The sequence below is a fragment of the Pseudomonas sp. VS40 genome, from assembly GCF_018587885.1.
Classification (GTDB): domain Bacteria; phylum Pseudomonadota; class Gammaproteobacteria; order Pseudomonadales; family Pseudomonadaceae; genus Aquipseudomonas; species Aquipseudomonas pergaminensis.
This window is the reverse complement of record NZ_JAGYWD010000001.1, coordinates 332,974-345,720: the sequence shown is the minus strand read 5'-3', so window position 1 is coordinate 345,720 and position 12,747 is coordinate 332,974. Positions and strand designations below refer to the sequence as shown.

Here is a 12,747-nt window from a genome sequence, read left to right as displayed (position 1 = left end):
GGCTTGCCTGCGATGCAGGCGACTCGTTAGGCAAGTGACACTGCGGCGATGCCATCGCAGGCAAGCCAGCTCCCACATTGACCGCGTTCCTCCAGATTATTAGCCAGGCAACAATCCGTTCGATAATCGAACGCTGAGTCGATTATCGGATTGTTCGGCCCATTTCCCCGGCTTAATCTTCAAGCACTTCGGCGCCACCTCAGCGCCTTTTTCGATCAACACCGGGAGCCCCAACCCCATGGCTGAAATCCTCGCGCTGCGTGACGCGGTGAAGCAATTCGTGAACGACGGCGATACCGTCGCGCTGGAAGGCTTCACCCATCTGATCCCTACGGCAGCGGGTCATGAAATCATTCGTCAGGGCAAGAAAGACCTGACGCTGGTGCGTATGACGCCTGACCTGATCTACGACCAGTTGATCGGTGCTGGCTGCGCCCGCAAGTTGATTTTCTCCTGGGGCGGCAACCCAGGTGTGGGCTCCCTGCATCGCCTGCGTGACGCGGTCGAGAAGCAATGGCCGCAACCGCTGGAAATTGAAGAGCACAGCCACGCCGACCTGGCCAATGCCTATGTCGCCGGTGCATCGGGCCTGCCTTTTGCGGTGCTGCGTGCCTACGCCGGTTCCGACCTGCCCAAGGTCAACCCACTGATCAAGACCGTGACCTGCCCGTTCACCGGTGAAGTGCTGGCGGCGGTGCCCTCGGTGCGTCCGGATGTCAGCGTGATCCACGCACAAAAAGCCGACCGCAAGGGCAACGTGTTGCTGTGGGGCATCCTTGGCGTGCAGAAGGAAGCGGCCCTGGCGGCCAAGCGCTGCATCGTCACCGTCGAGGAAATCGTCGACGACCTCAACGCGCCCATGAACAGTTGCGTGCTGCCGACCTGGGCCCTGACTGCGGTGTGCCATGTTCCCGGTGGCGCGCATCCGTCCTACGCTCACGGCTACAACGAGCGTGACAATCGCTTCTACCAGGCGTGGGACCCGATCGCCCGCGACCGTGAGACCTTTACCGCCTGGATCAACGAATACATCCACGGTACTGCCGACTTCACCGAATTCCAGGCCAAGCTGGCCACCGCGCAGGAGGCCAAGTAATGGCTTACTCGACCAATGAAATGATGACCGTCGCCGCCGCGCGTCGCCTCAAGAATGGCTCCGTGTGTTTCGTCGGCATCGGCCTGCCGTCCAAGGCGGCCAACCTGGCGCGCCTGACCTCGTCGCCGGATGTGGTGCTGATCTACGAGTCCGGCCCGATTGGCGCCAAACCGTCGGTACTGCCGCTGTCCATCGGTGATGGTGAACTGGCGGAAACCGCCGACACCGTCGTACCGACCGGTGAGATCTTTCGCTATTGGCTGCAAGGCGGGCGCATCGATGTGGGCTTTCTCGGCGCGGCCCAGGTCGATCGCTTCGGCAACATCAACACCACCGTGGTCGGTGACTACCACCAGCCCAAAGTGCGCCTGCCGGGTGCCGGTGGGGCGCCGGAAATTGCTGGCTCGGCCAAGAGCGTGCTGATCATCCTCAAGCAGTCGGCGCGTTCGTTTGTCGACAAACTGGACTTCATCACCTCGGTCGGCCACGGCGAAGGCGGCGACTCGCGCAAACGCCTGGGTCTGCCGGGCGCGGGGCCTGTAGGGATCATTACCGACCTGTGCATTATGGAACCGGAAGCGGGCACCCATGAATTCGTGGTCACCGCGCTGCACCCTGGCGTGACCCGTGAGCAAGTGGTGGCGGCCACCGGTTGGGCGATTCGTTTTGCCGACCAGGTCGACACCACCGCCGAACCGACTGAAGTAGAGCTGACCGCCCTGCGTGACCTTGAAGCACGCACCGCGGCCGCCCATGGCCAAGCGCCGGGAGAAGCCTGATGCGCGACGTATTTATCTGTGATGCCATTCGTACCCCCATCGGCCGTTTCGGCGGTGGCCTGTCCACCGTGCGTGCCGATGATTTGGCGGCGCTGCCGATCAAGGCCCTGATTGAACGTAACCCGTCTGTGGACTGGCAGGCTGTCGATGAAGTGTTCCTCGGCTGCGCCAACCAGGCCGGCGAAGACAACCGCAACGTGGCGCGCATGGCGCTGTTGCTGGCGGGCCTGCCGGAAAGCATTCCGGGTGTAACCCTCAACCGCTTGTGCGCCTCGGGCATGGACGCGATCGGCACGGCCTTCCGCGCGATTGCCAGCGGCGAAATGGAGCTGGCGATCGCCGGTGGCGTCGAGTCGATGTCCCGCGCGCCGTTCGTGATGGGCAAGGCCGACGCAGCGTTCTCACGCAACATGAAGCTGGAAGACACCACCATCGGCTGGCGTTTTATCAACCCGCTGATGAAAGCGCAGTACGGCGTGGATGCGATGCCGCAGACCGCCGACAACGTTGCCGACGACTACAAGGTGTCCCGCGCCGACCAAGACGCCTTCGCCCTGCGCAGCCAGCAACGCACCGCTGCGGCCCAGGCCGCCGGCTTTTTCGCCGAAGAGATCGTGCCGGTGCGGGTTGCGCATAAAAAAGGCGAAACCGTGGTGGAGCACGACGAGCATCCACGTGACACCACCCTGGAAGCCCTGGCCAAGCTAAAACCGGTCAACGGCCCGGACAAAACCGTCACCGCTGGCAACGCCTCGGGCGTGAACGACGGTGCGGCGGCGCTGATCCTGGCCTCCGCCGAAGCGGTCAAGAAACATGGCCTGACCGCCCGCGCCCGCGTATTGGGCATGGCCAGCGCCGGTGTCGCACCGCGCGTGATGGGCATCGGCCCGGTGCCAGCGGTGCGTAAGCTGGTCGAGCGCCTTGGCTTGGCGGTCACTGACTTTGATGTGATCGAACTCAACGAGGCGTTCGCCAGCCAAGGCCTGGCCGTGCTGCGTGAACTGGGCATTGCCGACGACGCGCCCCAGGTCAACCCGAACGGCGGCGCTATCGCCCTCGGCCACCCGCTGGGCATGAGTGGCGCGCGGTTGGTGCTGACGGCCCTGCACCAACTCGAAAAAACCGGTGGCCGCAAAGGCCTGGCGACCATGTGTGTCGGTGTTGGCCAAGGCCTGGCCCTGGCGATTGAACGCATCAAATAAGAGAGGATTGCTCCATGAGTGACAAGCCCGGATACCGGCGCCCGCAAGCGGGCACTCAACCTGATTACCTGCACCCGGCCTACCAGTCGACGAACCTGCGTTCGCCGTCGCAGCCCCTGGTGTTCCTGCCCCATTCCTTGTCGGAAATCACCGGCCCGACTATCGGCGCCGAGCGTGTCAATGAGAAGGACAACGACCTCACCGCCCAGCATGAAGGCGAGCCCCAGGGCGAACGCATCATCATCCACGGCCGTGTGCTCGACGAAAACGGCCTGCCGGTGCCGGGCATCCTTGTCGAGATCTGGCAAGCCAACGCCGCCGGCCGCTACAACCACAAGCGCGACGTGCACGACGCACCGTTGGACCCGAACTTCACCGGCACCGGCCGCACCGTCACCGACGCCGATGGCTGGTACCAGTTCCAGACCATCAAGCCCGGCGCCTACCCGTGGGGCAACCACCACAACGCGTGGCGCCCGGCGCATATCCACTTTTCGCTGTTCGGCCCGAGTGTGCTGACGCGCTTGGTGACGCAGATGTATTTCCCCGGCGACCCGCTGCTGGAATACGACCCGATCTATAACTGCGTGCCGGACACTTCGGCCAAGCAACGTTTGATCGCCAGCTTCGACCTGGAAAAAACCATCCCTTCCTATGCCCTCGGCTACCGCTGGGACATCGTCCTGCGCGGCCGCGACGCCACGCCGATGGAGAAATGAGATGACATTCAACGCGACCACGTCCCACACCGTCGGGCCGTACTACCACATCGGCCTGACCTGGCTGAACCGCGAAGACCTCACCGTGGCCGCCACCCTTGGCGAGCGTGTGGCGATCAGCGGGCAGGTGGTGGATGGCAACGGCGATGTCGTCAATGACGCCATGCTCGAAGTCTGGCAGGCCAACGCCGCCGGCAAGTACGACCATCCCGAAGATGAGCAGGACAAAGCGCTGGACCCGAACTTCGAAGGCTTCGGCCGGGTGCCGGTGGACGCCGAAGGGCGGTTTCGCTTTACCACCATCAAGCCGGGCGCTGTGCCGGGCCTGAAAGGCACCACCCAGGCGCCACACCTGGTGGTGCTGGTGTTTGCCAGGGGCTTGGTGAAGCACTTGCTGACGCGGATTTACTTTGACGGTGAGGCGTTGAATGGGGACGACCCGTTGTTGGCGTGTGTGCCGGCAGATCGGCGCGAAACCTTGATTGCCAAGCAGGATGCAGAGGGTGTGCATCAGTGGAATGTGATTTTGCAGGGCACAGACCGGGAAACAGTGTTCTTTGATTATTGAGTTGGCTTGAGAGCATTCGCGGGCAAGCCCGCTCCCACATTCGATCGAGTTTCAACTCTGGAATGCGGTCAACTGTGGGAGCGGGCTTGCCCGCGAAGAGGCCCTCACAGGCCCGACATACCTAAAAGTCTTGTTGCGGAACGAGCTTGTTGCAAAGTATGTCTAGGCTACATACGTTCCCACTGAGTGAAAAATCATGACAACAACAACGAGTCACTACACCGGAGAAGAACGCAGCAAACGGATTTTTGCGATCGTCGGGGCCTCCTCCGGCAACCTCGTCGAATGGTTCGACTTTTACGTCTATGCCTTCTGCGCCATCTACTTTGCGCCGGCGTTTTTCCCGTCGGACGACCCCACGGTCCAACTGCTCAACACTGCCGGTGTGTTCGCTGCCGGTTTCCTGATGCGTCCTATCGGCGGCTGGCTGTTTGGCCGGGTGGCCGATAAACATGGCCGCAAGAATTCGATGATGATCTCGGTGCTGATGATGTGTGCCGGCTCCCTGGTCATCGCCTTCCTCCCGACGTACAAGGACATCGGCGCCTGGGCGCCGGCGTTGCTGCTGGTCGCGCGCTTGTTCCAGGGCCTGTCGGTGGGGGGCGAATACGGCACCACCGCGACCTACATGAGTGAAGTCGCGCTCAAGGGCCAGCGCGGTTTCTTCGCGTCGTTCCAGTACGTGACCCTGATCGGCGGGCAACTGCTGGCAGTGCTGGTCGTGGTGATCCTGCAACAGATTCTCACCGAAGAAGAATTGCGCGCCTGGGGCTGGCGGATTCCGTTCGTGATCGGCGCCATTGCGGCAGTGATCTCGCTGCTGCTGCGTCGCACCCTCAAGGAAACCACCAGCAAGGAAACCCGCCAGGACAAGGACGCCGGCAGCATCGCCGCGTTGTTCCGTGACCACAAGGCGGCGTTTATCACCGTGCTCGGCTACACCGCCGGTGGCTCGCTGATTTTCTACACCTTTACCACCTACATGCAGAAATACCTGGTGAACACCGCCGGGATGCACGCCAAGACCGCCAGCTACATCATGACCGGCGCGCTGTTCCTCTACATGTGCATGCAGCCGCTGTTCGGCATGCTGGCCGACAAGATCGGCCGTCGTAACTCGATGCTGTGGTTCGGCGCGCTGGGCACCCTGTGCACGGTGCCGATCCTGCTCAGCCTGAAAACCGTCAGCAGCCCGTTCCTGGCCTTTGTGCTGATCACCCTGGCCCTGGCCATCGTGAGTTTCTACACCTCGATCAGCGGCCTGGTGAAAGCCGAAATGTTCCCGCCGCAAGTGCGCGCCCTGGGCGTTGGCCTGGCGTATGCGGTGGCCAACGCGATCTTCGGGGGTTCGGCGGAATACGTGGCCCTGGGCCTGAAGTCCATGGGCATGGAAAACACTTTCTATTGGTACGTCACCGCCATGATGGCGGTGGCCTTCCTGTTCAGCTTGCGCTTGCCGAAACAGGCGGCGTACTTGCACCACGATTTGTAAGGGAAGGGTTATGACACTGCGCACGAGCAATCAATTGTTCGACGCTTACTTCACGGCGGACAGCATGGCCGAGGTGTTCTGCGACCAGGGACGCTTGCAGGGCATGTTGGATTTTGAAGCCGGGTTGGCCCGGGCCCAGGCCCAGGTCGGCTTGATTCCCCAGGCGGCTGTCGCACCCATCGCCCAGGCATGCCTGGCGTCGCTGTACGACGTGGATGCCCTGGGCGTGGCGATTGCCACGGCGGGGAATTCGGCGATTCCGTTGGTGAAGGCGCTGGGCAAGTTGATTGCCAGTGAAGATGCCGGGGCCGAGCGCTACGTGCATCTGGGCGCGACCAGTCAGGATGTGATGGACACCGGCCTGGTGCTGCAACTGCGGCGAGCGGTTGCATTGATCGAAACGGACCTGGCGCGCTTGGGCGACATTCTCGCCAGCCAGGCCCAGCGTTATGCCAGTGTGCCCCTGGCGGGGCGGACCTGGCTGCAGCATGCGACGCCGGTCACCCTGGGGATGAAAATCGCCGGTTGGCTGGGGGCCGTGACCCGCAGTCGCCAGCGCCTGGCAGAGCTGAAGCCGCGCCTGCTGGTGCTGCAATTCGGCGGTGCGTCCGGCACCCTGGCAGCGCTTGGCGAGCAGGCAATGCCCGTGGCCCAGGCGCTGGCAGCGGAGTTGCAACTGAGCCTGCCCGAGCAACCCTGGCACACCCAGCGCGATCGCCTGGTCGAACTCGCCAGCGTGCTCGGTTTGATCGCTGGCAGCCTGGGTAAATTGGGCCGCGATATCAGCCTGTTGATGCAGACCGAAGCGGCGGAAGTTTTCGAACCTTCGGCGCCGGGCAAGGGCGGTTCTTCCACCATGCCGCACAAACGCAACCCGGTGGGCGCAGCCGTGCTGATCAGCACGGCCACCCGTGTGCCGGGCCTGGTGGCGACGATGTTCAGCGCCATGCCCCAGGAACACGAGCGCAGCCTGGGCCTGTGGCATGCCGAATGGGAAACCTTGCCGGAGATCTGTCGCCTGGTGTCGGGTGCACTGCAACAGGCTTTGCTGGTCAGCGAAGGCTTGGAAGTCGACCCGCAGCGCATGGCGCAAAACCTCGACCTGACCCAGGGCCTGGTGTTGGCTGAAGCCGTGAGCATCGTGCTCGCCCAGCGACTGGGCCGGGAAACGGCACACCACCTGCTGGAGCAATGCTGCAAGCGTGCTGTCGCCGAGGGGCGGCACTTGCGTGCGGTACTGGCGGATGAACCGCAGATCACTGCCGAGCTGTCAGCGGCCGAATTGGACCGCCTGCTCGACCCGGCCCATTACCTGGGCCTGGCGCAAACCTGGGTCACCCGCGCTGTAGCCGAACACTTTGCTTGAGGAGACCACCGTGGCATTTTTACACCTCGCCGATGGCGAACTGCATTACCAATTGGATGGGCCCGTGGATGCGCCCGTGCTGGTGCTGTCAAATTCATTGGGCACCGACCTGCATATGTGGGACATCCAGATCCCGGCCTTTACCCAACATTTGCGCGTGCTGCGTTTTGATACCCGTGGCCATGGCAAGTCTCTGGTCACGGCGGGTCCTTACAGCATCGAGCAACTGGGTCGCGATGTGATCGCGTTGCTGGATGCGCTGGATATTCAACGTGCACATTTCTGCGGCTTGTCCATGGGCGGCCTGATCGGCCAATGGCTGGGCATCAACGCCGGCGAGCGCCTGCAGCGCCTGGTGGTGTGCAACACCGCCGCCAAGATCGGCACGCCCGAAGTGTGGAACCCGCGCATCGAGATGGTGCTGCGTGATGGCGCGGCAGCGATGGTCGCGCTGCGCGACGCATCGATTGCGCGCTGGTTCACCGCTGATTTCGCGGCGGCCAACCCACACCAGGCCAAGCAGATCACCGACATGCTCGCAGCGACCTCGCCTGAAGGTTACGCCGCCAACTGCGCGGCGGTGCGTGATGCGGATTTCCGTGAGCAACTGGCTTCAATCAAAGTCCCGACCCTGATCGTTGCCGGCACTGAAGATGCCGTCACACCGCCGGCCGGCGGTCACTTTATCCAAAACCATGTGCAGGGTGCCGAGTACGCCGAGTTCTATGCGGCGCACCTGTCGAACGTACAGGCGGGCGCGGCGTTCAGTGACCGTGTGCTGGAATTCCTGCTGGCGCACTAAACCTGTTGCGAGGGCGCTCATTGTAGTGAGCGGGCTTGCCCCGCGCTGAGGCACGAAGCATCCCCAATAAAGGCAACACACCTTTTCAGATGAGCCCGGAGTTATCAGGTTTAAGGACCGCTGCGCAGCCCAGCGCGGGACAAGCCCGCTCACCACAAGTAATCGATTTGAATACGGAGAATTTGTTTTGGACGAGAAACAACGTTATGCCGAGGGCCTGCAGGTGCGCCGCGAAGTGCTGGGCGATGCCCATGTCGACCGCAGCCTCAATGCCCTGACCGAGTTCAACAGCGAGTTCCAGGAAATGATCACCCGCCACGCCTGGGGTGATATCTGGACCCGTCCCGGCCTGCCACGGCATACCCGCAGCCTGATCACCATCGCCATGCTCATCGGCATGAACCGCAGCGAAGAACTCAAGCTGCACCTGCGCGCCGCCGCCAGCAATGGCGTGACCCGCGCCGAGATCAAGGAAGTGCTGATGCAGAGCGCGATCTACTGCGGGATCCCGGCGGCGAATGCGACGTTTCACCTGGCGGAATCGGTGTGGGATGAGCTGGGTATCGAGTCGCGCCAGGCTGACTGAGTTGAAATACAGTCAAAATGTGGGAGCGGGCTTGCTCGCGAATGCGGTGGTTCAGTTAATACCTGTGCTGACTGACACATCGCATTCGCGAGCAAGCCCGCTCCCACAGTTAATCTTTACAGGGTTTCAAAAATCAGTGGGAGTCGGCGTCCCACACCCAATTCCACACGCCTGGCAGATGCACCTCTTCACTCACCTCCTTGACCGTACGCGCCAACGCCGCGCGCTGTAGCTGGGCGGTGTTGGTGTAGAAGGGCTCGGCGGCAGTCTTCATGCCGTTGATCCGGGCGCTGTCCAGCAGGATCTGCAAGTACTCCTGCATATGCCGCGCGGTGTAGCGGTTGATGTCGTGGAAGGTCACCACCACCGGTATCACCCCGTCCACTGTCGGCAACTCACCCAACGCAATGCGCTCGCGCACCACCGACAGTTGCCGGTATAAATTGGCTCGGCGGCGCGGGCTGCCGTTGAAGCCCCAGATCTTGCCGTCATTGGCGCTCAGGTCCGTCAGTAATACGTGCATGCCATGGCGCTGGTAAGCGGCGAAGGTACGGCGGTCGTAATTCCAGAACGGCGGGCGCACCAGCACCGGCGGCGCGCCTGTGATCGCGGCAATATCGGCGGCGCCTTGGCTGAGGGTGCTTTCCAGTTCGGCATCGTTCAGCCAGCGGTGGTTGGTGTGAAACCCCGTGGCCGTGTGGAAGGCCAGGATGTGACCGGCCGCATACTCGCGCTGCATGGTCTTGCGGCCCCTTGCGCTGCCGCCGGAACGGGCTGCTTCGGTCTGCAAGAAGAACACCGCCTTGATCCCCGGCAGCACCGGGTTCTGCGCCAGGTCGGCGATCACCGACCGGCTCGGGTTGTTGTAGCCCGACGCGCTCGGGCCGTCATCGAAGGTCAGCAGGAAGCGGATCGGCGCCTGGGCTTGCAGGCGTTGCTCGGTTTGCGGCGTGAGGGCAATGGGCGCGCCGATGCAGCCGCTGAGGCTCAGGACCAGGGCTAGGAGGGCGGACGCATAAGCGAAGGATTTCATGGTGTGCGCGGGCTCGAATGAAAGCCGCTGCTGATTCAGCTCAGCAGCGGCAGGCGCGCACCATACAGCAAGGTCAATGATGGTTTACAGCAGGCTTATCGGGTAACTGACGATCAACCGGTTTTCGTCGAACTCATTGTTGCTGTAGTCGCGGCGCATGCTGGAGTTACGCAGGCGCACATTGAGGTTTTTGGCCACGCCGCTTTGCACGGTATAGCCCAGTTCGGTTTCGCGGCCCCATTCCTTGCCGTCGGTGAGGGTGCCGGTGTGCACGTTGCTGCCGCTGATGTAGCGGTTCATCAGGGTCAGGCCGGGCACGCCGAGGGCGGCGAAGTTGTAGTCGTGGCGCACTTGCCAGGATTTTTCCTGGGCATTGTCGTAGCTGCTGTTGTAGCTGTCGTTGGCCAGGGTGCCGCCGCTGGTGCCGTTGACGCGCATCCAGGCGCTGTTGCCGGTGAGCTTTTGCAGGCCGACGTAGAAGGTGTTGCCGCCGTATTTGGCGGAGAACAGGCCGGACCAGGTTTTATTGTCCAGGTTGCCAGCGCGGGCGCTGCCGTCGTCTTTGCCGTAGAAAAAGCCGAGGTTGGCACCCAGGGTCCAGGCGCCGATGGGCTGGCTGTGGATCAGGTTGACGAACTGCTGGCTGTAGATGTCCTTGAGCTGGGCATTCCATAGGCCGATCTGGGTGCGCTTGTCGTTGAACGCATACTCGACGCCCTGGAAGTTGAAGCGGTCGGAGGTGAACGCGGTTTTACCGAACATCGACATGTCGCTCATGCTGCTGTCGTCACGCGGGCTGTTGGCGCGGAACTGGCCGCCATAGAGGGTCAGGCCGTCGATTTCCTTGGAGGTGATCTGCCCGCCGCGCAAGGTCTGCGGCAGGGAGCGGCCATCGTCCGAGCGCAGGATCGGCAGCACCGGCATCCATTCGCCGACCTTCACTTCGGTCTTGGAAATGCGCGCCTTGAACGCCACCCCCAGCCGCCCGAATTCATCCGCAGGGCGGCCGTCATGGTCCAGCGGCAACAGCTGGGTGCCGCCGGTGCCGCGTCCGCCATCCAGTTTCAACGAATACAACCCCAGCACATCCACGCCAAACCCCACCGTGCCCTGGGTAAAGCCAGACTTGGCGTCGAGGATGAAACTCTGCGTCCACTCCTGCGCGCCACCTTGGGCCTTGGTGGGGTTGGTGTAATTGCGGTTGAAGAAGAAATTGCGCAGGTTGAGGTTGGCGCTGGCGTCTTCGAGAAAGCCGTGTTCCTCGGCGACAACGGGGAGGGCAAGGCTGGCGACAGCGGTAGCCAGCAGCAGCCGGCGCGGGTGGAAAGTGCTCATGGTGTCGGACCTGTTGTTATTGGGTTTATGCAGGTGGCGGCCATGGTGCGCGGCGGTGCGGGGGCGATGAAAGTGGGGGAGAGCGGGTTGTGGGCGATGATCGAACGCAAGTTGCCGGGCGCTCGGGCCCGGCATGAGGGGTTAGCGCTTGGGCAGGTCGAAGTGGGTCCAGGGCACTTGCGGCAAGTAGTGCTGCGCAGCCACGATCAGCGCCACCATCACCACCAGGAACACCGCTTGCAACGGGCTCCAGAAGGCCCAGTGCAAGCCATTCAGCCACGGGTAGCCTTGGCTGAATTTAACGCTCATGTGACCGATGCGTTTTTTGTGCAGGAGGTTGATCAGGACCATGCCGGCGTAGGTGACCATGCCCAGCACGCCAAGCATCAAGCCGCAGGCTCCCAGCATGACCAACTGTGGCACGCCGTGGCGAATCACCAGCCAGTAGTCGTTGGGGTTGAGCCGCTTGGGGATCAGGTACTCGCTCAGCCACACATCCACCACCCGGTAGGTAGAGCTCATTGAGGCCCACAGTTGAGTGACGCGAAAGCCAATGGCCGCTGGCACAAACGCCATCAGCATGAAAATCACCAGCGACATCCCATCCATCCGGTCGGGTTTGTCGTGGGCGATACTCAGGCCAAGCCCCAGGGCGAAAAGGGCCCACAGTCGGATGAACACCTGGGTGTAAATCGGCCGGGGTACGTATTTGCGCCAGAAGAACAGGTCGGCCCGAGGCAAGCGCTCGACCAGTTGCGGGTAGCGCCAGGTCAGGGTTTCGGCCAAGTGCTGGCAGGCATTCCACTCGTTTTCGCCAAACCCGTCGATCATGCGTTTGTGTTGGGTGGCGGTCATGGGCGTCAGTAACAGGCGCGCCGCCAGGGCATCGGCTGAGGTGCGCCGCGGGTCCTGGGCCTTCTCCTGCAAGTGGGTGTAGAAGCTTTCCTGCTCACAGCGCGACACCAGTTCGCGCCACATCCACGCCGGCTCCGGGAACACGCCTTTCTGGTCGTCCCAGCCGAACGCCTGGCACACCCGCTCGAACAACGGCACGCTCCAGGTGGTGTCGTGGAGCAGGTGCAGGATGATGCGTTGCCACTGCTGTTGCAGGTCGAACACCCGCAGCCACGGCTGGTTGTTGTAGTGCGTGAGCTGGGTGATGAACTCGCGCTCGGCCTTTTGCTCCAGCCGTTCCTGTAGGGTGCGGCGGTAGTCCTGCAGCAGCTCGCCGGTCAGCGCTTCGTGCTGCCATGGTGTCATGGCCACCTGTTGCCAGGGCGTCAGCCATTCCAGGTGTTGCACCGCCCAACGGGCGATGGCGCTGCGCTCGCCCGGCGCTTCGAAGCAATGACGCAACAGGCCGGCCTGGAATGCATCGGTACAGCCCTGTTGCAGGGCCTGGGCCCAGCGGTGGTCGAGGTTGTGCGCGTTGAGGCCGTCGAGCAGCGCCTGGGCCGGGTCGGGTGCAGGCGTCTCGAAAAGCGCAGGGCGGACCTGGCTGATATTCATCAGTTCGGCCAGGTCATTCAGGTTGCCGTAGGCTGCTTCGGCCACCGGCGCCTGGACGCTCTCTTGCTCTTCTTCGGCGTCAACCCGCCAGCGTGCGTAGGCCAGCGCCTCTTCATAGGCTTCGCGCAGTCGCTGGAAGCCGGCAGCATCGTCATCCGGCCGGCAGCTTTTCAGCAGCCGCGCATAGGTGCGCTTGATGGTGCGCTCGTCGGCGTCTTCCGGCAGTTGCAGTACGGTCCAACACTCCATGTCGTGTTTCC

12 protein-coding genes are annotated in these 12,747 nt (G+C 62.8%); 9 read left to right on the top strand and 3 right to left on the bottom strand.

The window, feature by feature from the left end; genetic code table 11:
- Positions 1-238 precede the first annotated feature (238 nt).
- The 9 genes from KHP07_RS01585 to pcaC all read left to right on the top strand — a co-directional run bounded on the left by KHP07_RS01585 (position 239) and on the right by pcaC (position 8,610).
- Positions 239-1,096 carry a CoA transferase subunit A gene (locus KHP07_RS01585; RefSeq protein WP_214496490.1) on the top strand — a complete coding sequence of 286 codons (858 nt, stop codon included), beginning with the start codon at positions 239-241 and terminating at the stop codon, positions 1,094-1,096.
- Entirely contained in the window at positions 1,096-1,875 is a 780-nt protein-coding gene (locus KHP07_RS01580) for a CoA-transferase subunit beta (protein ID WP_025855318.1), read from the top strand. The genes KHP07_RS01585 and KHP07_RS01580 overlap by 1 nt, the downstream gene beginning before the upstream one ends.
- Entirely contained in the window at positions 1,872-3,077 is a 1,206-nt protein-coding gene (gene pcaF, locus KHP07_RS01575) for a 3-oxoadipyl-CoA thiolase (RefSeq protein ID WP_214496699.1), read from the top strand. Before KHP07_RS01580 ends, pcaF begins: the two co-directional genes overlap by 4 nt.
- 14 nt (positions 3,078-3,091) lie before the next feature.
- Entirely contained in the window at positions 3,092-3,796 is a 705-nt protein-coding gene (gene pcaH / locus KHP07_RS01570; protein ID WP_078047275.1) for a protocatechuate 3,4-dioxygenase subunit beta, read from the top strand.
- Position 3,797: 1 nt separating this feature from the next.
- Positions 3,798-4,364 carry a protocatechuate 3,4-dioxygenase subunit alpha gene (gene pcaG, locus KHP07_RS01565; RefSeq protein ID WP_214496489.1) on the top strand — a complete coding sequence of 189 codons (567 nt, stop codon included), beginning with the start codon at positions 3,798-3,800 and terminating at the stop codon, positions 4,362-4,364.
- Positions 4,365-4,560: 196 nt separating this feature from the next.
- Positions 4,561-5,856 carry an MFS family transporter gene (locus KHP07_RS01560; RefSeq protein WP_078047277.1) on the top strand — a complete coding sequence of 432 codons (1,296 nt, stop codon included), beginning with the start codon at positions 4,561-4,563 and terminating at the stop codon, positions 5,854-5,856.
- Positions 5,857-5,866: 10 nt separating this feature from the next.
- Positions 5,867-7,222, top strand: a complete 1,356-nt coding sequence (locus KHP07_RS01555; RefSeq protein WP_214496488.1) for a 3-carboxy-cis,cis-muconate cycloisomerase — start codon at positions 5,867-5,869, stop codon at positions 7,220-7,222.
- Between the two features lie 10 nt (positions 7,223-7,232).
- Positions 7,233-8,024 (top strand): 3-oxoadipate enol-lactonase, encoded by a 792-nt coding sequence (gene pcaD / locus KHP07_RS01550; protein WP_214496487.1) that lies wholly within the window; start codon positions 7,233-7,235, stop codon positions 8,022-8,024.
- 187 nt (positions 8,025-8,211) lie between these two features.
- Positions 8,212-8,610, top strand: coding sequence for a 4-carboxymuconolactone decarboxylase (pcaC, locus tag KHP07_RS01545; protein ID WP_068935540.1), 399 nt, complete (start codon positions 8,212-8,214; stop codon positions 8,608-8,610).
- A gap of 133 nt (positions 8,611-8,743) precedes the next feature.
- Here the strand turns inward: pcaC and KHP07_RS01540 are convergent, their stop codons facing one another.
- From KHP07_RS01540 to KHP07_RS01530, 3 genes are all read right to left on the bottom strand, one after another.
- Positions 8,744-9,643: a polysaccharide deacetylase family protein gene (locus KHP07_RS01540; RefSeq protein ID WP_214496486.1), complete on the bottom strand. Its 900-nt coding sequence runs from the start codon at positions 9,641-9,643 to the stop codon at positions 8,744-8,746.
- A gap of 84 nt (positions 9,644-9,727) precedes the next feature.
- On the bottom strand, positions 9,728-10,978 hold the full coding sequence (locus tag KHP07_RS01535) for an OprD family porin (protein WP_214496485.1): 1,251 nt from the start codon (positions 10,976-10,978) through the stop codon (positions 9,728-9,730).
- Between the two features lie 141 nt (positions 10,979-11,119).
- Entirely contained in the window at positions 11,120-12,736 is a 1,617-nt protein-coding gene (locus KHP07_RS01530) for a J domain-containing protein (protein WP_214496484.1), read from the bottom strand.
- Positions 12,737-12,747 lie beyond the last annotated feature (11 nt).